General features: G+C 65.6%; 21 protein-coding genes. 4 read left to right on the top strand and 17 right to left on the bottom strand.

The window, feature by feature from the left end:
- Positions 1-15: 15 nt before the first annotated feature.
- From IB232_RS01080 to IB232_RS01035, 10 genes are all read right to left on the bottom strand, one after another.
- The gene (locus IB232_RS01080; RefSeq protein ID WP_192396722.1) at positions 16-345 is read right to left on the bottom strand and encodes a hypothetical protein; all 330 of its coding nucleotides are present in this window, start codon (positions 343-345) and stop codon (positions 16-18) included.
- A 78-nt stretch (positions 346-423) separates the two neighbouring features.
- Positions 424-1,173 carry a TIGR00266 family protein gene (locus IB232_RS01075; protein WP_192396721.1) on the bottom strand — a complete coding sequence of 250 codons (750 nt, stop codon included), beginning with the start codon at positions 1,171-1,173 and terminating at the stop codon, positions 424-426.
- 147 nt (positions 1,174-1,320) lie between these two features.
- Complete coding sequence (locus IB232_RS01070) at positions 1,321-2,610, bottom strand: flavohemoglobin expression-modulating QEGLA motif protein (RefSeq protein WP_192396720.1); 1,290 nt, start codon at positions 2,608-2,610, stop codon at positions 1,321-1,323.
- Positions 2,611-2,619: 9 nt separating this feature from the next.
- Positions 2,620-3,171, bottom strand: coding sequence for a hypothetical protein (locus IB232_RS01065; RefSeq protein WP_192396719.1), 552 nt, complete (start codon positions 3,169-3,171; stop codon positions 2,620-2,622).
- Positions 3,172-3,238: 67 nt separating this feature from the next.
- Positions 3,239-3,952, bottom strand: a complete 714-nt coding sequence (locus IB232_RS01060; RefSeq protein ID WP_192396718.1) for a TetR/AcrR family transcriptional regulator — start codon at positions 3,950-3,952, stop codon at positions 3,239-3,241.
- Between the two features lie 131 nt (positions 3,953-4,083).
- Positions 4,084-5,601, bottom strand: a complete 1,518-nt coding sequence (gene lysS, locus IB232_RS01055) for a lysine--tRNA ligase (protein ID WP_192396717.1) — start codon at positions 5,599-5,601, stop codon at positions 4,084-4,086.
- 63 nt (positions 5,602-5,664) lie between these two features.
- A protein-coding gene (gene prfB, locus IB232_RS01050) for a peptide chain release factor 2 (RefSeq protein ID WP_192396716.1) occupies positions 5,665-6,760 on the bottom strand; the annotation gives its coding sequence in 2 pieces (ribosomal slippage) (positions 5,665-6,687 and positions 6,689-6,760; 1,095 coding nt in all).
- Between the two features lie 317 nt (positions 6,761-7,077).
- The gene (locus IB232_RS01045; RefSeq protein ID WP_192396715.1) at positions 7,078-8,010 is read right to left on the bottom strand and encodes an autotransporter domain-containing protein; all 933 of its coding nucleotides are present in this window, start codon (positions 8,008-8,010) and stop codon (positions 7,078-7,080) included.
- Between the two features lie 32 nt (positions 8,011-8,042).
- The gene (gene xrtQ, locus IB232_RS01040) at positions 8,043-9,401 is read right to left on the bottom strand and encodes an exosortase Q (protein WP_192396714.1); all 1,359 of its coding nucleotides are present in this window, start codon (positions 9,399-9,401) and stop codon (positions 8,043-8,045) included.
- Entirely contained in the window at positions 9,391-11,388 is a 1,998-nt protein-coding gene (locus IB232_RS01035; protein ID WP_192396713.1) for a VIT and vWA domain-containing protein, read from the bottom strand. The genes xrtQ and IB232_RS01035 overlap by 11 nt, the downstream gene beginning before the upstream one ends.
- A 190-nt stretch (positions 11,389-11,578) precedes the next feature.
- Here IB232_RS01035 and IB232_RS01030 point away from each other — a divergent pair, with 190 nt between their 5' ends.
- A complete protein-coding gene (locus IB232_RS01030) occupies positions 11,579-13,210 on the top strand; it encodes a GGDEF domain-containing protein (RefSeq protein WP_192396712.1) in 1,632 nt (543 codons plus the stop codon).
- A gap of 3 nt (positions 13,211-13,213) precedes the next feature.
- On the opposite strand, the gene IB232_RS01025 is transcribed toward IB232_RS01030, so the two are convergent.
- Entirely contained in the window at positions 13,214-13,963 is a 750-nt protein-coding gene (locus IB232_RS01025) for a tellurite resistance TerB family protein (protein ID WP_192396711.1), read from the bottom strand.
- A gap of 261 nt (positions 13,964-14,224) precedes the next feature.
- Between IB232_RS01025 and IB232_RS01020 the strand changes: the two genes are divergently transcribed.
- Positions 14,225-14,905 carry a transglutaminase-like cysteine peptidase gene (locus IB232_RS01020; RefSeq protein WP_192396710.1) on the top strand — a complete coding sequence of 227 codons (681 nt, stop codon included), beginning with the start codon at positions 14,225-14,227 and terminating at the stop codon, positions 14,903-14,905.
- Here IB232_RS01020 and IB232_RS01015 read toward each other — a convergent pair.
- The 6 genes from IB232_RS01015 to IB232_RS00990 all read right to left on the bottom strand — a co-directional run bounded on the left by IB232_RS01015 (position 14,902) and on the right by IB232_RS00990 (position 22,481).
- A complete protein-coding gene (locus tag IB232_RS01015; RefSeq protein ID WP_192396709.1) occupies positions 14,902-16,233 on the bottom strand; it encodes a choice-of-anchor Q domain-containing protein in 1,332 nt (443 codons plus the stop codon). The genes IB232_RS01020 and IB232_RS01015 overlap by 4 nt on opposite strands.
- Before the next feature lie 175 nt (positions 16,234-16,408).
- Entirely contained in the window at positions 16,409-17,740 is a 1,332-nt protein-coding gene (locus IB232_RS01010) for a choice-of-anchor Q domain-containing protein (protein ID WP_192396708.1), read from the bottom strand.
- A gap of 348 nt (positions 17,741-18,088) precedes the next feature.
- Complete coding sequence (locus IB232_RS01005; protein ID WP_192396707.1) at positions 18,089-19,426, bottom strand: choice-of-anchor Q domain-containing protein; 1,338 nt, start codon at positions 19,424-19,426, stop codon at positions 18,089-18,091.
- Positions 19,427-19,553: 127 nt separating this feature from the next.
- Positions 19,554-21,269 carry a single-stranded-DNA-specific exonuclease RecJ gene (recJ, locus tag IB232_RS01000; protein WP_192396706.1) on the bottom strand — a complete coding sequence of 572 codons (1,716 nt, stop codon included), beginning with the start codon at positions 21,267-21,269 and terminating at the stop codon, positions 19,554-19,556.
- Between the two features lie 38 nt (positions 21,270-21,307).
- Positions 21,308-21,847 (bottom strand): YaeQ family protein, encoded by a 540-nt coding sequence (locus IB232_RS00995; RefSeq protein WP_192396705.1) that lies wholly within the window; start codon positions 21,845-21,847, stop codon positions 21,308-21,310.
- A gap of 67 nt (positions 21,848-21,914) precedes the next feature.
- Positions 21,915-22,481, bottom strand: coding sequence for a rhomboid family intramembrane serine protease (locus tag IB232_RS00990; RefSeq protein ID WP_412547702.1), 567 nt, complete (start codon positions 22,479-22,481; stop codon positions 21,915-21,917).
- Between the two features lie 100 nt (positions 22,482-22,581).
- Here IB232_RS00990 and IB232_RS00985 point away from each other — a divergent pair, with 100 nt between their 5' ends.
- Together IB232_RS00985 and IB232_RS00980 are read left to right on the top strand one after the other, a co-directional pair.
- Positions 22,582-23,778, top strand: a complete 1,197-nt coding sequence (locus tag IB232_RS00985; protein ID WP_192396703.1) for a CaiB/BaiF CoA transferase family protein — start codon at positions 22,582-22,584, stop codon at positions 23,776-23,778.
- A gap of 31 nt (positions 23,779-23,809) precedes the next feature.
- Positions 23,810-24,850, top strand: coding sequence for a DUF2157 domain-containing protein (locus tag IB232_RS00980; RefSeq protein WP_192396702.1), 1,041 nt, complete (start codon positions 23,810-23,812; stop codon positions 24,848-24,850).
- Positions 24,851-24,912: the final 62 nt, after the last annotated feature.

Here is a 24,912-nt window from a genome sequence, read left to right as displayed (position 1 = left end):
CTCGGCAGCCGCGACTTACTGCTGTGCTGCCTGCGGGGTTTCCTGGCCCATGCAGCGCACGGCCTGCTTCTTGTCGTCCACCAGCACGCCGGTCAGGCCCTTCTGCTGGGTATCGAACAGCACCAGCACGCCATCGATGCACTGGGCTACCTGATTGGCAGGCTTGAGCGAAACCTTGTAGTCCTCTCCGGCGACCGTCTTGAGCATGGTGAACTCGGCCAGCAGCAGTGCATCCTCCTGCTTGGCGAAATGCACGTAACCGTAATACCAGAGCACGCCGATGGTGCCGACGATGCTGGCGATGCCGGTGAGAATCAGGGGAATGGCGTTGCGTTCTTCGCTCATGGGAGAGGCTCTTGATCGGGAAGGCGCACAGTTTACCCGCAGCCCGCGCCTGCCGCGCGGGCGGGATGTCGCAGGTTGCTACTTGTTGCCGCCGGCACGCACTTCCTCGCGGGCGCGGAAGGTGGCGTCGTAGATGCGTTCGGCCAGGCGCGAGAACGGCAGGCTCTGTACCCACACGGTACCGGTACCCTTGAGGGTCGCGAGCAGGATGCCCTCGCCGCCGAACAGCATGCTCTTCAGCCCGCCGGCCAGGCCGATGTCGTAGTCGATACCGCTGGTAAAGGCCACCAGGCAGCCGGTGTCCAGGCGCAGGGTCTCGTTGTTCAGCTCCTTGCGGATCACCGTGCCACCGGCGTGTACGAAGGCCAGGCCGTCGCCTTCCAGCTTCTGCAGGATGAAGCCCTCGCCGCCGAAGAAGCCGGCGCCAATGCGTTTGTTGAAGCTGATGCCGATCTCGGTGCCATAGGCGGCGCAGAGGAAGGCATCCTTCTGGCAGATCAGCCTGCCACCGACCTGGCTCAGGTCGATGGGCACCACGGTGCCCGGATAAGGCGCGGCGAAGCCGACCCGGTGCTGGCCTTTGCCCTGGTTGCTGAAGTGGGTCATGAACAGCGATTCGCCGGTGAGCAGGCGCTTGCCGACGCCCCACAGCTTGCCCAGCACGCCGCTCGCCGAGCCATCACCAATGCGCGTCTCGAAGCGGATGCCCTCGGTCATGTAGTTCATCACCCCGGCCTCGGCGATCACCGTCTCGCCCGGGTCGAGGATGATCTCCACGGTCTGCGCCGAAGCGCCGAGGATTTCGTAGTCGAGCTTGTGACTGGGCATGAGAGCTCCCTAAGAGGTATCTATCGGGTGAAGCGTAGCGAGCGAAGGTCAGGCTAGGCGAAGAGCGGCACGAAAAGCGGAGTTTACCGAGCGTAAATGGGCATTTCCGGGCCGTTCTTCAACAACACATGGCCGAGCGCAGTAGCTTCAGAGGATATTGGCGTAGTCCGCTTCGATGCGATCAAGGCTCAGATGGTTCAGGAAGTTGGAGAAACACATCCAGGCCGCCAGGGCGTTGAGATCGCGGAACTGCGGCGGCAGGTACTTGGGCGGTGCCACCAGGCCTTCGTCCACCAGTTGGCGCAGGGTGCGCATGTCTTCCAAGGTAGTCTTGCCGCAGAACAGCAGCGGGATCTGCTCCAGCTTGCCTTTGCGCACGGCGAGCTGGATGTAGTTGTAGATCAGGATGAAGCCCTTGAGGTAGGACAGGTCCTTGGTGAACGGCAGGCCGTCCGGGGTCGAGCCGCGGAAGGCGCGGCTGGCGTTGCCGTAGCTTTCCTCCAGGGTGAAGCCCTGCTCGCGATAGAACTCGTAGACCTGCAGGAAATCGGCGCCCTCCTCCGCCATGTGGATGGCGCGGGTGCGGTTGGTCAGCTTGCGCAGGCGATACGGATAGGAAGCAAAGGCGATCACTTCCATGAGGATGGCCAGGCCTTCCTGGGTCACGGTCGACGAAGGCGGGCCCTTGGCCAGGAAGGTGCACACCGGCTGGTTGAGGCCGTTGAGCGTGGTGCCGACGTGGACCATGCCCTCGTGCACTTCCAGCGCGCGCACGTCGCGCTCGTTGAACAGGGCATCGGCGCGCACCTTGATGTAGTCGGCGCCGGCGGCCGCGTCGGCGACTATGCCGTCGGACTCGAACACGCGAATGGTGTCGTCACCGAATACCTTGGCCAGGCGCTCCTGCAGGATGCTCACGGCGTCCTTGGCAGTCAGCGTCTTGGCCTCGTCGACCAGATCACCACGAGCAGCGATGTTGTTCAGGTAGCCGGAGAGCATCACGCCAAGGTCGGCCAGGGTCGGGTCGCCGGCGTGGAAGGCGTCCGAGGCGGCGCCGTACAGCTCCTGGGAAATCAGGCCGAAGTCGGCGGTGCCGCGCGCCTCGAGCATGCGGATCACCATGCGGTATTCCTTGCACATGCGCCGCATGATCTGCCCGACCGGATTGAACTGGCCGAGCTGGCGGGTGATGTCGCGCTCGATGTTCTGGAATTCCAGCTTCTTCGCCGTCGAGTCGAAGGCCAGCGGGCGGCTCTCGTAGTAGGCCCGGTCCACTGCCGGCAGCTCACGCCCCTTGGCCTTGAGGAAGCCCTGGCGGATGCTGTCGTCCCACTTGATCGCATCGAGCACGCGGATCGGTGTCTGCGCCTCAACCAGGCGCCCGGAAAGGGCGCGGATAATGCTATGGTAATCGTCCTGCGACTTGCGTCGGCTCATGCCAGCCCCTTACTCGGCACTGCGCTGGTAGCGCGCCACTTCGACGAAGACGTCGGCGTTGGCCTGGTCATCGAGGTAGCTGAACACCTTGTCCAGCGGGGTGGTGATCAGTACCGCCTCGCCCTCGGGAGTCTCCACCGGCTGGCCCTGCAGGGTGCCCCCCTCCATCTCCTGGAGGATCCGCTCAACGTCGAGGTTGTAGATCACCAGCTCGTTGCCGGTAGTCAGCTCGAAACCGGCGATGGCGAAGTTGGCACCCAGACGCTTGGGCAAACCGGCGGACATGTACCAGCGGCGGCCATGATGGGCCACGGTGAAGCCGTACTCCTCGGCCACCTGATCCTCGGCGCCCTCGCCCCAGGCCTTGGCGCTATACACGTTGGAGCCGGAGCGGGCGATGCTCAGGTACTGCTGGTCGCCCCACTCATCCTTGCGCTCCCAGTCGCCGAGCAGCGGCATGGGCGCTGCCTCGTTGGCTGGAATCGGGTCCTTGAAGGTCACCAGGCAACCGCTCAACAGCAGGCAACTCAGGGTGGCTAGGGCCACGCGCCAGGCTTTCATCATGCACTCCTTGTGAGATTTGATCGGTTGCCGCAAACGAAAAGCCCCGCCAAGGCGGGGCTGGGACTCAAGGCCCGATCAGCAGGTCCAGGAAGCGCTGGAGAACGGCGCGCTGGGCCTCTAGATCGAAGTCTTCCACCCCGTCGACAATGGCATGATATTCCATCCGCAAAACCAGCGTAGTCAACACCTGCGCGTCCTCGAACGGCGCCGTGGAACCCATGGCCCGCACCGCACGCTCGGCGAAACGGAAACGCAGGCTCTGGTGGGCGAGGAACAACGGGCGCAGATCGGCGTTGGTCAGCGCCTCCTGGCGGAAGGCCAGCTCCACCAGCAGCTCGTCGTCATGGTCGCGCATCTTGGCCTGGACATGGGCCACGGCCAGGTCGATGAAATGGCTGACCATTTCGCGACGGGCGCCCGGGTCCTGCTCGATGGCCGCGGCGATGCGGCGGAAGTCCTCGTCCACCCCGGCCCACAGCGCCGCCAGGCTGGCCGAGCTGCGCTTGACGAACAGCGCGAAGCTGTCGGCGATCAGGTCCTGGATGTCGTTGAAGTAGTAGGTGGTGGCCGACAGCGGCACCCCGGCCTCGGCAGCCACCGCGCGATGGCGCACGCCGCGCAGCCCCTCGCGAACGATGATGCGCAATGCCGCATCGAGAATACTCAGGCGGCGTTGTTCACTGCCCTGACGACTGGCCTTGCGGCCGCGATACTGCACGGATTCGGCTAGGTCGCCGGCCAGTCTGACCGGGCATTCCGAGGCGGAGCTGAGGTTCACTGCTGATGGTTCCTCGCACTGACTGAAGATAAAAAACAGGGGCCTGCCGCGACGGTAGACCCCTGAGTTTCAAACAGCTGGATGGCCAAGTGCCACCCTCGCCTCGACGGTGCCCGTTCCAGGGCCTCCGATCAAGCCTGCGGCCGCATATGCGGGAACAGGATCACATCGCGGATAGATGGCGAATTGGTCAGCAGCATTACCAGCCGGTCAATCCCGATACCCTCACCGGCGGTGGGCGGCATGCCGTATTCCAGAGCGCGGACGAAGTCGGCGTCGTAGTGCATGGCTTCGTCGTCACCGGCGTCCTTGTCGGCCACCTGCTGCATGAAGCGCGCGGCCTGGTCTTCAGCGTCATTCAGTTCGGAGTAGGCGTTGGCGATCTCGCGACCACCGATGAACAACTCGAAGCGGTCGGTGACGCTCTGGTCGTCGTCGCTGCGACGGGCCAGCGGCGAGACTTCGAACGGGTAGCGGGTGATGAAGTGCGGCTGCTCCAGCTTGTGCTCGACCAGCTCCTCGAAAATCATCACCTGCAGCTTGCCCAGGCCTTCGAAGCCGAGCACCTTGGCGCCGGCCTTCTTGGCGATCTCGCGGGCGCGGTCGATGTCGTTGAGGTCGGCGGCGGTGATGTCCGGGTTGTACTTGAGGATCGAATCGAACACCGACAGGCGCACGAACGGCTCGCCGAAGTGGAACACCTTGTCGCCGTAGGGCACGTCGGTGGTGCCGAGCACCGCCATGGCCAGCTCGCGGAACAGCTCCTCGGTCAGGTCCATGTTGTCTTCGTAGTCGGCATAGGCCTGGTAGAACTCGAGCATGGTGAACTCGGGGTTGTGCCGGGTCGAAACGCCTTCGTTACGGAAGTTGCGGTTGATCTCGAAGACCTTCTCGAAGCCACCGACCACCAGGCGCTTGAGGTACAGCTCCGGAGCGATGCGCAGGAACATCTGCATATCCAGGGCGTTGTGGTGGGTCTCGAACGGCTTGGCCGCGGCGCCGCCGGGGATGGTCTGCAGCATCGGCGTTTCGACTTCGAGGAAGTCGCGTTTCATCAGGAAGCTGCGAATGTGGGCGATCACCTGGGAACGCACGCGGAAGGTCTGGCGCACGTCCTCGTTGACGATCAGGTCGACGTAGCGCTGACGGTAGCGTTGCTCGGTGTCGGACAGGCCATGGTGCTTGTCCGGCAGCGGGCGCAGGGATTTGGTCAGCAGGCGCACGTCGGTCATCTCGACGTACAGGTCGCCCTTGCCGGAACGGGCCAGGGTGCCTTCGGCGGAGATGATGTCACCCATGTCCCAGGTTTTCACAGCGGCCAGGGTGTCTTCCGACAGGGTCTTGCGGTTGACGTAGACCTGGATGCGCCCGGTCATATCCTGGATCACCATGAACGAGCCACGGTTGAGCATGATGCGGCCGGCAACCTTGACCGGAATGGCAGCGGCTTCCAGCTCTTCCTTGGTCTTTTCCGCGTACTGTTTCTGCAGGTCGGCGCAGTAGTTGTCGCGGCGGAAGTCGTTGGGGAAGGCGTTGCCCTGCTCACGGATGGCGGCAAGCTTCTCTTTGCGCTGGGCAATCAGCTTGTTTTCTTCCTGTTGCCCATCGTCTTGAGAAGAGGCGTTCTGGTCGAGTTGTTGGTCGCTCATGTCGTCGTCATTTCCGTCACGGTGTCGTTGCCGCCCTCGGCGCGAGGGCGGAATCGAAAGGTATTACAGGCCTTGCTTGAGGCTGGCCTCGAGGTACTGATCGAGGTCGCCATCGAGGACCTTCTGGCAGTCGCTACGCTCGACCCCGGTACGCAGATCCTTGATCCGCGAGTCATCCAGCACGTAGGAGCGGATCTGGTGGCCCCAGCCGATATCCGACTTGGAGTCTTCCAGGGCCTGGGAGGCGGCGTTGCGCTTCATCATCTCCAGCTCGTACAACTTGGCCCGCAGCATCTTCATGGCGGTGTCCTTGTTCGCGTGCTGGGAGCGCTCGTTCTGGCAGGCCACCACGGTGTTGGTCGGTACGTGGGTGATACGCACCGCCGAGTCGGTGGTGTTCACGTGCTGACCACCGGCACCGGAGGAGCGGTAGGTGTCGATGCGCAGGTCGGACGGGTTGATCTCGATCTCGACCTTGTCGTCGATCTCGGGCGACACGAACACCGCCGAGAACGAGGTGTGGCGACGGGCGCCGGAGTCGAACGGGCTCTTGCGCACCAGGCGGTGCACGCCGATCTCGGTACGCAGCCAGCCGAAGGCGTACTCGCCCTTGACGTGCACGGTGGCGCCCTTGATGCCGGCGACTTCGCCTTCGGACAGCTCGATGATGGTGGCGTCGAAGCCGCGCTTGTCGGCCCAGCGCAGGTACATGCGCAGCAGGATATTGGCCCAGTCCTGCGCTTCGGTACCGCCGGAGCCGGCCTGGATGTCGAGGTAGGCGTTGTTCGGGTCCATTTCGCCACTGAACATGCGGCGGAATTCCAGCTTCTCGAGGATTTCGCGCAGGCGATCGACCTCGGCAACGATATCGTTCACCGCGCCTTCGTCGTTCTCTTCGGCGGCCATTTCCAGCAGATCCCTGGAATCGGCCAGGCTGCCGGTGAGGTCATCGATAGTTTCGACGATCTGCGCCAGCATGGCGCGCTCGCGGCCCAGGCTCTGTGCGTATTCGGGCTTGTTCCAGACGCTGGCGTCTTCCAGCTCGCGGTTTACTTCGACCAGGCGATCATGCTTCTGATCGTAGTCAAAGATACCCCCGAATCGACAGGGTCCGCTCGGACAGGTCCTTGATGCTGTTGAGGATCGGATTGATTTCCATGGTGGGCAGCACTCTCGGGCAAAGGCGCAGAACGGCCGGCTCGGGCCCGTCGGAGCGGCGTTGCGCCTGGCTCGACCGGGCACGGCAGGGGCCGCGACCGCAAAGTTTCTGAAAAGCCGGCGAGTATACCCGACTCGCCGCGCCCTGGCAGCCCGCGCACTGACCGGCGGGCCGCGCCCGCTCACGATCTAGCGAGCTAGAGGAAAACGGGGGCGAAAGTGAGCGAAGAAGCGCAGTTTACAAGCGGTAAATGAGCAGTCTGAGAGAGCTTTCGCTCCCGCTTGGCCGACGCGCAGCAGGTCGTGTGTGGGCGCCCCTCAGAATTTCACACTCAGCCGCGCCGCCAGGGCGCTGTCGCGGGCATCCTCGGCGTAGTGGCCGGCGTAGGTGAGGCCGAGATAGCAGCGCTCGCTCAGCTCGTGATCCAGGCTCAGGTCCAGGCGCAGGGTGCTGCGTTCGAACTCGCGGCCCTGCAGGCGCAGGGCGTCGCCCTCCTCGCTCCAGGCGCGACTGGTCAGTTGGTCGCTGCCCAGGTCCTGGCGCAGCGCCAGGCTGGCACGACCGACCCACTTGCGCTGCTGCACGTACCAGGCCGCGGCCAGGCGCCAGCCGAGGGTGAGATAGCCGCTCTCCTCGTCCGCGCCGGGCAGAGATACGCCCTGCGCACGCTGGTTCGGCGCATCCAGCCGCACGTAAGCCAGGCCGGCGAAGGGCTCCAGGGTGAAGTCGCGGAAATCCAGGGCCAGGCTGCTCTCGCCGAACAGCTGCCAGCTGCGCGCCCGCTCGCCCCGTTCCAGCTCGTGCCAGCCCTGCAGCGCGCCGAGCTTGAAGCCCAGCTGGTTGTAGATACGGGTGGCGGCGTACAGGCCCAGGTGCGTGCTGTCGCTGTCGGCATGGCCGGCATCATCCTCCAGGCGGGTTCGGGACACCCCGGCCAGCACTCCGCCGATCCACTGCCCGCCCAGCGGCCGATCCAGGCCCAGCAGCAGCCCCTCGCCATCGCGCTCCAGCCCGCCATCCCACGCACCATCGATGCCGTAGGCCCGCGACCAGAGCGGCCAGTCGCCCTCCTGCGCCTGCTTCTCGCGGAAGGCGAAACGCACCTGCTGCAGACGATCCAGCGCCGCCTCGCGCGGCAGGCGGCTGTCGTCCAGCAGCAACGCGCGCTGAGCGAGCAGCAGATCGTCGGCCTGCACGGCCTGGCCGATCAATGCCAGCACCATCGCGCTCAGTGTCGTTCGCCTTGCCATATCCGCCCTCCCGCTGGACTGGCCGGAGTCTATCAGGGCAGCGGTTGCGCCGTGGTCACCGCCAGCCAGGGCCCGCGCGACTCGCCGGCCAGCGCACTCCAGTACCAGGCCGAGTGGTCGCTGAAGCTGGTGCCGGCGGCATCCTCGATGTACTCGCAAACCCGCAGCGGGCCGCCCGGCCCCTCGGCGACGAAGCAGCGCTGCACACCGGAAACATCGGTACGCCGCTCCAGCGCCTGCGCACCGATGCGATAGCCGAGCCCGCGAAAACAGTCCGCCGCCGGATGCAGCTTGCGCGTCGGCCGGGTGACATGGCGCAGGCTGACGATCCGTTCGCCATCGCTGAAACGGCCGATGGCACCAGGAAATTGGGCGGCGAACTGCAGCTCCACCGGCGACAGCGCCAACGGGCGCAACTGGCGACCGGCAAAGTGCAGCGGCCATTCGTGCGAGCGAACCAGCGGCTGCGCCGGCTGCGCCTGCCCCTGCAACAGCGGCCAGCCGCCCAGACCGAGAAACACCAGCACCAACGACACCTGCCAGAGGCCCGCTGCGGCGACTACCGGCGCACGCGCCGGTATCGGCGTCGGTTGCCACACGCCGGCGGCGACGATCCGCAGCACCAGCGCGCAGACCGCGACGAACACCAGCAGGCCGATGCCCTCGTGCATCCAGCCCGGCCAACCCAGGCGGCCGGTCTCCTGCAGCACCAGCAGGCTGTTGCGCAGGATATTGCCGACCATCACCAGCGCGCCGAACAGCGGAATCCTGCGCAGCAGCAGGCGGTCCGGCAGGCGCAACCAGGCGGCAGTGGCGAAGGCCGTGAAATAGGCGACCCAGGCCATCTGGATACCGGAGCACGGGGCATCGACCATCACCAGTTGCCCGCCCACCTCCAGCGCGCTGCCCTGGCGCGAAGCCACCAGCCCGCCGCCGCGCAGTATCCAGACGCTGGCCTCGGCGGTGAGCACGCGCAGCGGATAGCCCAGGTAGAACTGCAGCGAGGACAACAGCGGCAGCGCCAGCAGCCCCAGACCGAACCAGGCCAGCCGCGGTTGGCCCGCACCGCGCAGAGCCATGGCCACGCAGAGCACCGCCAATACGCCCAGCGCCGCGCGGGGCAGCGGCGGCCACAGGTCCTGGCTGAGCACCGCCACGGCGGCCAGCACAACCGCCGCCAACAGCCAGCCCACGCGCGGTGTATCGAGAAAGCCCGCGCGCTCGCGCCACAGCACCAGCAGCAGCGCGCCCAGTGCGACGATGCCGTAGGGGTCATCCGAGCCATCGCTCAGGCGCCGCGCGCTCCACAGCCACAGCGGCCACAGTGCGCTGCTAGCCAGCACAAGCCAGAGCCAACCTGGCAGGCGACGCAGTACCTTCTCAACCAGCATGGCTACGGCGCCAGCTTGCCCAGAACATGCCCAGCGCGCCGATCAGCAGCATGGCCCAGGCAGTCGGCTCCGGCGTGCTCGGCACCAGCGCACCGATCGCCTGGTTGCTCACCCCCTGGGGCAGCGGCAACGGCTGCTGGACCTTGGCCGCCTCGCCCGGCTGCGGATTACGTACTTCCTCATCCACCGCGACGAACGAGGTGTAAGGCGTCAGCAACCCGTACTTGAGGCCGAGATCGAGAATCGCCTGGCTGTGCTCGTAGCCACCCTCCAGGGTTTCCTGGTCCACCAGCGTGGCCACCCGGCGGCGCGCCCACAGGTGGGTCAGCGCCTGGCTGTCCTTGCGTACCTCGGCTGCGTCTATCGGCACCTCGGCGTGGAAGGGCCCCTGGCTGCCGTGCCCCTCCACCTGCAGGCGACCCTGCGCCGGACCGCGCCACTTGCCGAACACCGCCAACGGGCGCTCGGCGAACAGGTCGGGCAGCAGCGCCGGCTCCACGTCGTACACATCCAGGCCTTCGAAGGTCAGCTTCGGGCTGGCCAGCAGCGGTGCATCAATCATCCGCCGCAAGCGCTCGGCCTCCTGCTGCGCCGACTCGGGGTCCAGCACCACGAACGGCTCGCCCTGACCGGCACGGGCCAGCCCCTCGATCAACTGACGATTGACCGAACTGCCGATGCCGAAGGCGAACAGGTTGGCCTTGTCCAGGTTCTCGCGCACCAGCCGGAAGGCCTCGCGCTCCACCGCCACGAAACCATCGGTGACCACCACGAAGCTGCGCGAACGTTCGGCATCCACCGGTATCGCCAGGGCCTGGCGCAGCGCCGGCAACAGCTCGGTGCCACCGGAGCCCATCTGCGTGTCGAGCAGCGCCAGCGCCGTCTCGATATTGTCCTCGGTGGCTGGCTGCGACTGCGGCGCCAGCATGCTACTGCTGCCGGAGAACAGCAGGACGTTGAAGCTGTCGGCCGGGCGCAGGCCGCCGATCAGCTTGCGCAGCAGCTGCTTGGCGGTATCCAGCGGGAAGCCGTGCATGGAGCCGGAAATATCCACCACGAAGATGTACTCGCGCGGCACGATCAGGCTGCTCGGCGCCTGCTTGGGTGGCGCCACCAGCGCGAGGAAGAAATTCTCCTCCGCGCCTTCGCTGAGCAGCACGCCACTCTGGAAGTCGGCGCCGGACAGGCGATAGTCGAGCACGAAGTCGCGGTTGTTCGCCGGCCGGCCATCATCACCCAGGCTCAGGCGCAGCCGGTTGGCCTCCACCTGTTCACGCTGCAGCGGGTGGCTGGGCGAGGCGACGTCCGTCAGCGGCGTCGGCGCCATCAGGTCGATGGCGAGGCTGAAGCCGGTACTCGATGGCACGCCTTCACCCAGATGGGCGGTGGCGATCCAGGGCTCGACCTTGTGGCTCGCGCTGCCCGGCTTGCCGTTGTAGCGCGGACCGACCACCGTGGGGAAGACGAAGCGATAGACGCCCTCCTCCGGCAACAGCAGCTCGGTGTAGCGCAGTTCCACATCGACCTCATCGCCCGGCAGGATGTTGGCCACCTGCATCTGGAACACATTCTCGCGCTGCTGCTCCAGCAGCGCCGCGGTCTTGCCGGCGCTCTTGGCCTGCTGGTACTCCACCTTGGCCTTCTGCTTCTCGCGGATCTGCGCGCGCAGCTCGCGCTCGCCCAGGTGCACGGTCATGCCATACACGGCCGCGCGGGTCGAGCCGGGGAACACATAGCGCGCCTCCAGCGCCTGCTGGCCTTCGTTACGATAGCGCTGCACCACACGCACATCGGCCATCACGCCGAGGATGCGCACCTGCACATCGGTGGATTTCAACGGCAGGGCGTCCACCACGCCGTCGCCGCCCTCCACCGCGAAGTAAGGGCTTTCGCCCTGATCCTGCTGCGCCGCCACCAGCGTCGAGCAGCCCAACAGCACCAGCCCCAAAGCCGCCCGCAGGGCACGCCCACCTATTCCCGGCAACATATCCACCTCCCGCTCACGATTGCTGATGGCGGGATGCTGCGAGCGCAGAGTGTGAAAAGTTTGAAGATTGCGTGGGCTTTATGTGGAATGCTCGCCGAGCGGCCTGAACTCCACCGAAGGAAGGCCCGACACCCCGCTATGGCACGCGCCAAGGCGAACCGCCACCGTCACGCATTCGGAGTCGCCGTTCATGCGCCCAGCCTTCAGTCTGCGCAGCCATATCGCCCTGCTCATCGCCCTGCTGGTGACCCTGCTCAGCTGGCTGCTCGGCACCCTGATCGGCAACGACTCGAGCCAGCGCATCCGTGAAGAAGTCGGCAGTGATCTGGTAGAAGTGTCGCTGCAAATGATCGACCGCCTGGACCGCGACATGGCCAGCCGCGCCGCCTACCTGCAGGTGCTCGGCAGCCTGAATGTGCTGCGCCAGCCGGACGACGCCGGGCAGATCCGTGAGCTGCTCGACCGCCTCAAGCAGGAGATTCCCAGCATCGCCTGGATCGGTTTCACGGACCCCAAAGGCACCGTGCTGGCCTCCAGCGGCGGCATCCTTCAGGGCGCCAGCCTGGCCCAGCGCCCGGTGTATATCCAGGGTTACCGCGGTCTGTTCATCGGCGACGTGCACGAGGCCGTGCTGCTGGCCAAGCTACTGCCCAACCCGAGCGGCGAACCGATGAAGTTCGTCGACATCAGCCTGCCGGTGTACGGCCCGAACGACAAACTGGCCGGGGTGCTGGCGACCCATCTGTCCTGGGCCTGGGCGGACGAGGTGCGCCGCTCGCTGGTCGAACCCATCCAGCAGCGGCGCAACGTGGAATTCCTGATCCTCGGCCGCGACCACACGGTGCTGCTCGGCCCCAGGGCAATGATCGGCCAGCGCCTGCCGCTGAATGCCCTTGAACGCCCGCTCGCCGAGGATGGCCAGTGGTCCGTGCAACGCTGGCCAGACGGCCAGGACTATGTCACCGGTTTCGCCGCCAGCCAGGGCTACCAGGATTACGCCGGCCTCGGCTGGATCGTGGTGGCTCGGCAATCGCTGGACGAGGCCTACGCGCCGGCTCGGGCGCTAAGCCAAAACATCGTGCTGTGGGGCGTCGGCCTGGCGCTGCTGTTCGCTGCCATTGGCTGGCTGCTGACCGGCTACTTCACCCGCCCGCTGCGCCAGATCGCCGAGGCCGCCGACAGCCTCAGCGCCGGGCAGATCGCCGTGATCCCAGATCTCGACAGCCCCCGTGAGATCGCCGTGCTCAGCCAGTCGATCCGCCACCTGGTGGAGAGCCTGACCCACCAGCAGAACGCCCTGGGCCTGATGGAGAACAAGGCCTACAGCGACCCGCTGACCGGCCTGGCCAACCGCGCCGCGCTGGAGAAATTCCTCATGCTGGCCAAGCAGCGCGAAGGCGGCCTGGCCCTGCTCTATCTCGACCTGGACGGTTTCAAGCCGGTCAACGACCAGCTCGGCCACGCCGCCGGCGACCAGCTGCTCAAACACGTGGCCATACGCCTGCGCGGCTGCGTGCGCGACGGCGACCTGGTGGCGCGCCTGGGCGGCGACGAGTTCGTGCTGGTGCTACGGGTGCAGGAAGAGGAAGCGCAGGCGCGCATTCGTCACGTGGCCGAGCGCGTGCTGCACGGCCTGCAGCAACCGGTGCGGATCGACGAACAGGAAGTCAGGATCGGCTGCAGCATCGGCGGCGCCCTGTGGCCGCTGGACAATCCTGAGCTGGAGAGCGTGCTGGAGCTGGCCGACCAGGCGCTGTATCGCGCCAAGCACGCCGGGCGCAACCGCGCGGAGTTCCAGGACACGACCCGGAACCCCGCGTGAGCCTCAGTTGATCACCAGCTCCTGGCGCACCTGGGCTTCCAGTTCGGCCTTGAGCGACGGTTCCAGCTTGAGCTGACGAGCTAGCTCCTCCAGATAGGCGCGCTCCATGAAGTGCTCCTCGTCCACCATCAGCACGCTGGCGATGTACATCTCCGCGGCCATCTCCGGGGTAGTGGCGGCGCGCGCCACCTCGCCCGGATCGAGCGGTTTGTTCAGCTCGGCGTCCAGCCAGCGCATCAGTTCGGGGTCGTTGGACAGCGCGCCGATCTGCTCTTCGATCAGCTGACGCTCCTTGGCGTCCACATGGCCATCGGCCTTGGCCGCTGCCACCAGCGCCTTGAGGATGGCCTGGCTGTGCAGCTCGGCCTGGGGCGCCGGCAGACGGTCGACGGTCTGCGGCTCGACGCGCGGCTGCGCAGTGCCCTGTTGCTGGGCCTGCCAGTTGCCGTAGGCCTTGTAGGCGATCACGCCGAGCGCCGCCAGGCCACCATAGGTCAGTGCCTTGCCGCCCAGCTTGCGTGCGCTCTTGTTGCCCAGTAGCAGGCCCAGGGCGCCAGCCGCCAATGCGCCGCCGCCGGCGCCCTTGAGCAGGGTGCTTAAGTCGCCGCTACCGCCCTTGCCGCCGCCACTCGCGCCACCGGCAATGCCGCCGAGCAACCCGCCCAGCCCGCCGGACGACGATGAGCCGGACTTCTGCTGCAGCAGGTCCTGGCCGGATTTGAGCAGTTGGTCGAGCAGTCCACGAGTATTCATCTGAGCCCTCCTTCAGGGTTAACCGATCCATGGAAGAGACCCGATTCTAGCCACATGATCCGCAGGCGGAAGTGACGCAGTGCTTCGGGATATTGCGGAGCGCCCAGCGGGCCCACGCAAGCGGAGCGTGAACCAGCGCATGGATTCGCATAGAAGGGGCCAAGCGCAGCCGCAAAGGGTGTTGGCCGTCACATCGGCCGTCCCGGTGATCTCTCAGGATCGCCCGAATCCCGCCAATCCGGCGGTCGGAGCAGCCGCCCCATGTCCCTGCCCTCGCCCATTCGCTCCATTCCGCGCCGAGTCCTGCTCGGCGTCTTGGGGCTATTGGTCGGCCTGGGGGGCACACCGAGCAACGCCGGCAACGTCCATCCCTCGGCACTGGCCGAGGCGATCAGCAGCAATCGCCTGCAGGCCTGGCAACAGTTGCTGGAGCGGCCCGCCAGTGGCGACGAGAAGCTTGTGCTGGAACAGGTCAACCGCTTCGTCAACCGCAGCGTGCTGCATGGCGAGGATCTGGAGGTGTGGGGCGAAGCCGACTACTGGGCCACGCCACGCGAGACCCTCGGCCTGGGTCGCGGCGACTGCGAGGACATCGCCATCGCCAAGTACTTCGGCCTGATCCAGCTGGGTGTGCCCAGCGCCAAGCTGCGCCTGACCTTCGTCAAATCCCTGGAGCTGAAGCGCGCACACATGGTGCTGGCCTACTACGCCGACGAGCGCGCCGAGCCGCTGATTCTCGACAACCTTCAGACGCAGATCCTGCCGGCCCGCGAGCGCCGCGACCTGCTGCCGGTCTACGCCTTCAACAACCACGGCATCTTCCTCGGCAGCGCGCCGCAGCGGCAGTCCAAGCAGTCACCGCAGCTGCTGTCGCGCTGGCAGGATGTCAGCGCGCGGGCGCTGGCCGAAGGCTTGTCGGCCAGCGACCCACACTCCATCTAGCGCGCGGCGCCTCGCTCGTAGGCGCCCAGATCACAAACGGCCAGGCCATCGCCGTTGCCATCGCGCGGCCGCGGGTAGCCGCGCTGATCCACGGTCGGGCAGGCGCCGACACCCGCATCAAGCGCCGGGCTGGCGGGAGGCAGGCCGAAGGTCGGCAAACCGACGCTGTTATCAGTCAGTGCATAGAGCACCTTGCCGTAGATGCTCTGATCATCGACATGAACAGCTGCGGGGCAATTGCCCGAATCGAGACCGAGCAGCAGCCCGCTCGCCCGCTGGACGGTTGCGTCGTTGATGCAATTGCCGAACTGGTTGTCGACCATCACGCTGTTGCGCACGTCCAACAGACCTCGGTTATGCAGCCCCACCGCCGCGTTATCGGCAATGGTGACGTGCAACAACTTCATGCGCGGGGAGTAATACAGAAGATCGGTGGCATTGCCGTTGGCGACTGCAGAATAAAACCCGTACCTCGAACTGCTGGTCGCTACCGTGGCATTGGACATCGTCAGTACGCCATAGACCGCATTGCGTACCGCGACTCCTTCGTCGCCATCGGCCCGGCTATCCAGAATGGCCACCCGCGCCAGGCTGGCTTCACCCGTATTGAACAGGGTCGCCCCCGCGCTGGTGCTGTTGGAGCTGATGACCGAATTGCCACGGAACAGGGTGTCACGCACGCTCAATGTGCCGGCATTGAACAGGGCACCGCCCTCAGCGCGGCCAAGATCATAGTTGGCGATGCCGTTGCCATCCAAAATGCTGTTGTAGAGCTCTAGCGTGCCCTGGTTGTATATCGCTCCACCGCGGTGCTCGGCGAACCACAAGTACCAGATACGCAGCCCCGTCAGCAGACTGCGACGCAGCACGACATGGCCGCGGTTCTCGATACCGCCGCCATTCGATGTGGTATAGCCGTTGCGCAACGTCACATCCTGCACATCCAGCGCCGCGCCGGCTTCCACCTCGAACAACCTGTCCATGCTCCCGCCGTCGATGATGGTGTCCTGCCGAGCGACACCCACCACGGTCAGATTGCCGATGATCACGTCGAGATCACCATTGACGTTCTGATCCTCGTCATAGACGTCACCGTCCACACCATATTCCGGTGGCAAGGAGAGCTGGTAGGTACCAGCCCGCAGCACGATGCGGTTGGCGCCACCAAGCTGGTTGTTCACGCTGACGGCATCGCGCAACGAACAATGGCTATCGCAGATACCGTCGAACTCATCGTTGAAGCGATTGACCTTCAGATCCTGGGCCAGGACAACATCGGAAAGGGCAAAAACAGACGCGCAGGCAAGCGCGGATATGGAGTAGCGCATGGCGGAGTCTCCAGATACGGGACGTTATTCGCGGACAACGCCCAGCTTCCGCAGACCTGTCGCACATGGGCGACGGATAACTTCATAGGGGTGCGCAGGCACCCAGTCAAGACCGCTGATCCGCCAGGCCTCAGCGCGGCGCCAGCCAGCCCTCCCTGGCCGTGGATCTGCACGCTCAGCGAACCTTCGAGCCGCGCTCGTAGGCGCCCAGGTCACATCCGACCACTCCATCTCCATCGCCATCCTGCGGCCGCGGGTAGCCGCGCTGATCTACGATCGGGCATGCGCCGACACCCGCGTCCAGCGCCGGACTGGTGGGAGGCAGGCTGAAGGTCGGCAAACCGGCGTTGTTATCGGCCAGTGCATAGAGCACCTTGCCGTAGATGCTCTGATCATCGACATAAACACTCGCAGGGCAGTTGCTGGAATCGGCGCCCGACAGCAGTCCGCGAGAGATTAGACTTCCCGCGTTGGCGCAGTTGCCCTCTCTATTATCGATAAACAGGCTGTTGCGCACGGTCAGGCTGCCCTGGTTGTGCACCCCAACGGATAGATTATCCGCAACGGTCGCGTGGATCAGCGTCAGGGAAGGAGTACCCGGATACATGGGATAGTCGCTCCCGTTGGCAATGGCGGCAAAGCTCTCCATCCCAGCGAAGGGCGTCTTCGCCACGGTGACATTGGCTAGCGTCAGCGAGCCGTCGCCATCGTTACGTATCGCCGCGCCCTGGCCATCGCCACTGTTGCTGACGAAGGAAGCCCGTATCACGCTAGCCGCGCCGGTATTGAACAAAGCCCCGCCGATGCCGGTCACGTCGTCGGTACTCACACCATTGTCGACAAACAGCGTGTCTCGCACCTTGAGCGTGCCAGAGCTGAATATGGCTCCGCCAAAAGCTCCACCGCTATCTCCCGTTAACACATAGTTGCCTTCGAATTGGCTGGCATACACCTCGAGTCGACCGCTGCTGAAGATTGCCCCTCCGCTCTGCTCACCACCCCATGCGTATTGGCAGCTATTCTGGGTCAACAAGCTGTGGCGCACGGTCAGCTGGCCACGGTTTTCGATCGCCCCGCCGTCCTCGGAAGTCCGCCCATTGCGCAGCGTGAGTTTCGACACCGTCAGAGCAGCACCCGCCTCAACCTCGAATAGACGGTCGAGCGCGCCACCGTCGACGATGCTGTCGCGCTGGCCGGCACCCACCAGGGTCAGAGATCCGGAAAGCACATCGAGATCGCCATTGAGGTTCAGGTCCTCGTCGTACACCTCGCCCTCCTCGCCGTAATCTGGGGGCAACGCCAGGGTGTAGATGCCGACGGGCAAGAGGATGCGGTTGTCCCCCCCCAGCAGATTGCTGGCCATGACCGCATCACGCAACGAACAATGGCTATCGCAGCTACCGTCGAACTCATCGTTGAGGCGATTGACCTTCAGATCCTGGGCCAGGACAACATCGGAAAGGGCAAGAACAGACGCACAGGCAAGCGCGGATATGGAGTAGCGCATCGCGGAGTCTCCAGATACGGGACGTTATTCGCGGACAACGCCCAGCTTCCGCAGACATGTCGCACATGGCGACGGATAACTTCTTAGGAGGGCGCAGCCCCCCAGTCAAGACCGCTTATCCGCCAGGCCTCAGCGCGGCGCCAAGTGCGCCACAAGCAGTTGCATGCGTTGGCCAAGGCGGAGGCGGAGGCGAGGGCCGGCGGAGGTAACGCACCTTGAGGCGAGGCGAGAATGCCGACCCCGCTAGTGCCAGTCCGCCTCGAATGCGCAGGCCGAACGGCAGGCCTTACAGCGGCAGCACCTTGAGCTGCGTCAGGGCCAGCCCGCCCTGGCCCCGAGCCTGAGCGCTCAGCGAACCTTCGAGCCGCGCTCATATGCGCCCAGGTCACATCCGACCACTCCATCTCCATCGCCATCCTGCGGCCGCGGGTAGCCGCGCTGGTCGACCTGCGGGCAAAGACCGACACCGGCATCCAGCGCCGGGCTGACCGGCGGCAGACTGAAGGTGGGCAAACCCGCACCGTTGTCCCCAAGTGCATAGAGAACCCTGCCGTAGATGGCCTGCTCGTCGACATACAGGTCCGCCGAGCAGTTGCCCGAATCGCTACCGAGCAGCAGGCCCGTGGAACGCACGATGGTTCCGTAGTTGATGCAATTGTTCTGCGGGTTGTCGACGATCACGCTGTTGCGCAGCTCGAGGAAGCCGTCGTTGTACAACCCCACCTGCCCATTGCCGGCGATGGTGACATTCAGCAGCTTGAGGCGCGGGCTACCGGGGTAGGCCCAGTGGTCAGAGCCGTTGGACACCGCCGCATCCGTCTCGGACTCCTGGCTGCCGCTTCCCGTGACAGTGGCGTTGGACAGGGTCAGCACGCCGTTGCCATCGTTGCGCACTGCGGTGCCCGGGCCGTCGCCCCTGCTGCCCAGAATCGCCACGCGGGCCATGCTGGCCTCACCGGTATTGAACACCGCCGCGCCGAAGCCAGTGACGTCATCGGTGTCCACCACGTTGTTCTCAAACAGGCTATCGCGCACCTGCATCCGGCCGGCGTTGAACAGCGCACCACCCTGGGCGCTACCGCTGTCATTGATGTTGATGACGTTGTGCTGGAAGAGGCTGTCGTAGACCACCAGCGTGCCTTCGTTGTAAATCGCGCCGCCGTAGTGCTGGCCGTCCCACTGATAGGAGATCAGGTTGTCGGCCAGGCGGCTGCGCCGAACGATGAGCTGGCCGCGGTTCTCGATGGCACCGCCGTGGGTCGAGGTGAAGCCGTTGCGTAGAGTAAGGTCATCGACATACAGCACGGCACCGGCGGCAACCTCGAACAGGCGATCGATGCCGCCACCGTCGATGATGCTGCCGTCTCGCCCGGTCCCCACCAAAGTGACACTGCCGGCAAGCACATCGAGGTCGCCATTGAGATTCTCATCCTCGTCGTAGACCTCTCCCTCCTCCCCATACTCCGGCGGCAGGGACAGCTGGAGCGTGCCCGCCGGCAGCAGAATGCGGTTGGGCCCCTGGCCCGTCTGGTTGTGCGCGCGGACCGCGTCACGCAGCGAGCAGTGGGCATCGCAGACGCCATCGAACTGATCATCGAAACGGTTGACCCGAAAATCATGGGCCAGTGCGGAGTCGGCAAGAGCAAGAACAGATGCGCAGGCAAGCGCGAACGGGACATGACGCATGGCGGAACCCCCATGGGAAGACGTTATCGCGGATAACGCCCGGCTTCCGCTCCAGCGCCGCGTCGTAGCGGCGCATTAACCTTTAGAAGCCCACCCCGGCAGCGTCAACGCCACTCATCCGATCAGCTCAACGCGGAGCCAGATGCGTTACCAGCAATTGCACGCTTTCGCGGCCCTGGTACTCGTTGACGTCCAGCTTGTACGCCAGCTCCACCCAACGCACGTTGGGGTTGGGCCAGGTGTCGCGGTCGACGTTGAAGGCGATGCCATCCAGGGTCTGGCCGCCGCATTCGGTCTTCAGCACCAGCTTGAGGTGCTTCTCGCCCACCACCCGCTGATTGACGATCTGGAACAGGCCGTGGAACAGCGGTTCGGGGAAGTGCTGCCCCCAGGGCCCGGCGTGGCGCAGGGACTTGGCCAGCTCCAGATGGAACTCCTCGACGCCCAGTTGGCCATCGGACAGCAGGCGGCCGGTGAGGTCGTCCTCGCTCAGCTGGCGGCGCACCTCGGCATCGAAGGCGGCGGCGAAGGCACCGTAATTTTCTTGCGGCAGCGACAGGCCGGCCGCCATCGCGTGCCCGCCGAACTTGCTGATCAGCCCCGGATGCCTGGCCGCGACCGCGTCCAGCGCATCGCGGATATGCAGGCCTGGTACCGAACGGGCCGAGCCCTTGAGCAGGCCGTCACCGGCATCGGCGAAGGCGATGGCCGGGCGGTGGTAACGCTCCTTCAGGCGCGAGGCGAGGATGCCGATCACGCCCTGGTGCCAGTAGGCCTCGAACAGGCAAAGGCCGAACGGCATGTCCTCGACGCTCATGTCCTTGAGCTGGGCCAGCGCCTCGCGCTGCATGCCCTGCTCGATGGCCTTGCGGTCCTTGTTCAGATCGTCGAGCTGCTGGGCCATGTCGCGCACCAGTGCCTCGTCGTCGCACAGCAGGCACTCGATGCCCAGACTCATGTCATCCAGGCGCCCGGCGGCATTCAGGCGTGGACCGAGGATAAAGCCGAGGTCGGTGGAGCTGATGCGCCCGTGCTGCCGCCCAGCCACTTCGAGGATCGCCCGCAGCCCCGGCCGCGCACGGCCGGCGCGGATGCGCGCCAAGCCCTGATGAACCAAGATTCGGTTGTTGGCGTCCAGCGGTACCACGTCGGCCACACTGCCGAGGGCCACCAGGTCGAGCAGCTCGCCCAGGTTGGGTTCGGCCATACCGCTGCGAGCAAACCAGCCGATCTCCCTCAGCTTGGCGCGCAGGGCCAGCAGCACGTAGAACATCACCCCGACCCCGGCCAGGGACTTGCTCGGGAACTCGCAACCCGGCTGGTTGGGATTGACGATGGCGTCCGCCGCCGGCAGCTCCGGCCCCGGTAGGTGGTGGTCTGTGACCAGCACCCTGAGTCCGGCGGCCTTGGCCGCGGCCACGCCCTCGACGCTGGAGATGCCGTTGTCCACGGTCAGCAGCAGGTCGGGTTGACGCTGCAGGGCCACGGCGACGATTTCCGGCGTCAGGCCGTAGCCGTATTCGAAACGGTTAGGTACCAGGTAGTCGACATGCGCCGCACCGAGCATGCGCAGGCCAAGCACGCCGACCGAGCTGGCGGTGGCGCCGTCGGCATCGAAGTCGCCGACGATCAGGATGCGCTGGCGTTGCTCCAATGCCTGCACCAGCAGCTCTACCGAGCCGTCCATGCCCTTCAGCTGCTGGTACGGAATCAACCGCGCCAGGCCCTTGTCGAGCTCGGCGGCGGATTGCACACCGCGGGAGGCGTACAGGCGGGTCAGCAGCGGCGGCAGCTCACCCAGATCGGGTAGCGTGGCGGGCATGGGGCGAAGGTCGATGCGCATGGAAATCCAGGTCTTCTATTGCGGGAGGGGTGTGGAGATCAACGCTCGCCGTGCAGCCACTCCAGGGGAATCTCATGCTGGCCGCGCTCGTCGGTGACGTAGAGCAGACCGTCGCTGATCATCACGCTCCAGCTCACCGAACGCGGAAGGTCGCGGGCCAGGTTCTCCAGGGCCTCCTGGTCCACGCCGACCACATTGATGTTCTTCAGGCTGCGCACGCTGTCGAGCACCTTGTTCTGCCACACCCGCAGGTTGCCGTAGGCCACCAGGCTGAAGCGCTCGGTACGGCGCGAGCACCAGGTGATGCGCTCGGCGTCCGGCTGACCAACCTCGATCCAGTGCAGCACGCGGTCGTCCAGGCTCTTCTCCCACAGCGCCGGCTCGTCGACGTCGGACAGGCCGCGACCGAAGGCCAGCTGCTCGTGGTACCACAGCGCATAGGCGATCAGCCGCACGCACAGCCGCTCCTCGGTCTCCGAGGGATGCTTGGCCACGGTGAAGCGCAGGTTCTCGTAGACGTTGCGGTCGATGTCGGTGAGGTTGAGTTCGACTTTGTAGGGCGTGGCTTGCAGGGCCATGGGCGGGCTTCTTGGCTGGCGGGAAAGGCGGCAAGTCTACCCGAAAGGGACATGCATCGCCCCGACCCTAAGCCTGCCGTTCGGCTGATCGATGGTTCAACGCCGCGAACAGCACGCCGCACAGGGCACCGAACAGGTGGTATTCGAAGGAGATACCCTGGCTCGGCAACAGCCCGATCCACCAGCCGCCGTAGTAGAACAGCACCAGCAGGGCGATCAGCAGGCTGCCAAGGCTGCGTTCGAACCAGGCGCGCGCCAGCAACAGGCCCCACAGGCCGAACACCCAGCCACTGGCCCCCAGGTGCATGCCCGGCCGGGCGAACAGCCAGACCAGCAGGCCGCTGCCGACGATGATGAAGGCGCTGGCAGCGAGGAACTGGCGCAGCGAACCGAGCAGTGCCAGCCAGCCCAGCAACAACAGCCCCGGCAGGTTGTTGAGCAGGTGCCACCAGCCGGCGTGCAGCCAGGGCGCTATCAGAATGCCGGGCAGGCTGTCGACGTGCCGTGGCAACACGCCCCATAGATTTAAGGCATTGCCGCTCAGGCTGTTGCCGACCTGCAACGCCAGCATAAGCCCGGCAATGCTCAATAGAAGCTGCAGGCGCGTCTTCATCTCAGCAAGCCACATGAACATCCCTCCCTGACTAGCCAGCCGGCGATTTAACCGCATATTGGGTACAGCCGCCGTGCAATCGCATAGGCTAAGCGCTCTGCCAGAACGCCTTGGAGCCACGATGATCCCCAGCAAACCCCTCGCCGGCCTGAAAGTGATCGAGCTCGGCACTCTGATCGCCGGCCCCTTCGCCTCGCGCATCTGCGCCGAGTTCGGCGCCGAGGTGATCAAGGTCGAGTCACCGGATGGCGGCGATCCCCTGCGCAAGTGGCGCAAGCTGTACGAGGGCACCTCGCTGTGGTGGTTCGTGCAGGCGCGCAACAAGCAGTCGATCACCCTCAACCTCAAACACGAGGCCGGCCGCGAGGTGCTGAAGAAGTTGCTGAGCGAAGCCGACATCCTGATCGAGAACTTCCGCCCCGGCGTGCTGGAAAAACTCGGCCTCGGCTGGGACGTGCTGCATGCGCTCAATCCGAAACTGGTGATGGTTCGCCTGTCCGGCTTCGGCCAGACCGGGCCGATGCAGGACCAGCCGGGCTTCGGCGCGGTGGGGGAGTCGATGGGCGGGCTGCGCTACATCACTGGTTTCGAGGATCGTCCACCAGTGCGCACCGGCATCAGCATCGGCGACTCCATCGCCGCGCTATGGGGAGTGATCGGCGCCCTGATGGCCCTGCGGCACCGCGAGGTCAACGGCGGCAGCGGCCAGGTGGTCGACGTGGCACTGTACGAGGCGATCTTCGCCATGATGGAAAGCATGGTCCCGGAGTTCGACGTGTTCGGTTTCATCCGCGAGCGCACCGGCAACATCATGCCCGGCATCACGCCCTCCTCCATCCACACCTGCGCCGACGGCAAGCACATCCAGATCGGCGCCAACGGCGATGCGATCTTCCAGCGTTTCATGCGCGCCATCGGCCGCAGCGATCTGGCCGACGACCCGACCCTGGCCGACAACGCGGGGCGCGATGCGCGCCGCGATGAACTCTACGGGGTGATCGACCGCTGGGCCGCCAGTCTGCCGCTGGCCGAGGTAGAAGCCACCCTGGTACGCGCCGAAGTGCCGGCCAGCCGCATCTATTCCGCCGAAGACATGTTCAAGGACCCGCAGTTCCTCGCCCGCGAGATGTTCCTCGCGGCCAAGCTGCCGGACGGCAAGCCGTTCAAGATGCCCGGCATCGTGCCCAAGCTGAGCGAGACCCCGGGCAGCGTGGAATGGACCGGCCCGGCCCTGGGCGAGCACAACGAGGCGGTGCTGAGCCGCCTCGGCTACAGCACCGCACAGATCGCCGAGCTGCGCGCCAGCCGCGCCATCTGAATCCAACATCCTGCGCAGAAAGGAAGCCTGCATGCCCCTCAAGATCGATGCCCACGACCTCGCCCGCGCCGTCAGCGCCGGCGTCCTCCAGCCCGGCCAGGATGAGCGCCTGCTAACCTTCCTGCGCCAGCAGCCGGAACAGCACGCCAGCTTCCAGCTGGCCCACATCGCCTACTACTTCGGCGCACTGCTGATCATGGGCGCCATGGGTTGGCTGATGAGCGAAGCCTGGATGCGCGTCGGCGATGCGGCCCTGCTGCTGATCGCCCTGTCCTATATCGGCCTGCTCACTGCTTGCGGCCTGAGGCTGTGGCGCCGCGGCCAGCAGATCCCCGGCGGCCTGCTCGGCGCGGTGGCGGTGAGCCTGGTGCCGCTGGCGGTGTTCGCCTTCGAGCGCCTGACCGGCCTGTGGCCACTGGATGACTACCAGGGCGATTACCAGGACTACTACGTCTACGTGCAGGGCGGCTGGCTGGCGATGGAAGCCGCCACCGTGGTCGCCGGGCTACTGATGCTGCGCCTGCTGCCCTTCCCGTTCATCGTCATGCCGATGGCGATCGCGCTGTGGTTCATGTCCATGGACCTCAGCGAACTGATCCACGGCGACAGCTTCAACTGGGAGCAGCGCCGCGACGTGTCGCTGTGGTTCGGCCTCGGCCTGCTGCTGATGTGCTTCGTGGTCGACGGCCGCACCCGCAAGGACTACGCCTTCTGGGGCTACCTGGCCGGACTCGCGGCGTTCTGGGGCGGACTGAGCCTTTCCGACAGCGGCAGCGAATGGGGCAAGGCGCTGTACTGCCTGATCAACCTCGGCCTGATGGCGATCGCCGTGCTGCTGCGCCGCCCGCTGTTCATGGTGTTCGGCGCGCTGGGCGTGGCTGGCTACCTGGGTTACCTGTCCCACGAGGTGTTCGCCGACTCGCTGCTGTTCCCCATCGTGCTGACGCTGATCGGCCTGGGCGTGATCGGCCTTGGGCTGCTCTACCAGAAGCACCGCGAGCAGCTGACCGATGGTTTGCGCACCCGGCTGCCGGCAGCCTTGCTGGACTTCCTGCCCGCCCTGCGGCGCTGACCACGGCCGCGCTCACCGCTGCAGAGCGGCAGCGGTGAGCTGCACTGCGACGCAAGCATGCA

Origin of the sequence: Pseudomonas sp. PDM15 (assembly GCF_014851565.1) — a bacterium.
Lineage (GTDB): Bacteria > Pseudomonadota > Gammaproteobacteria > Pseudomonadales > Pseudomonadaceae > Aquipseudomonas.
This window is presented reverse-complemented; position numbering and strand designations above follow the sequence as displayed.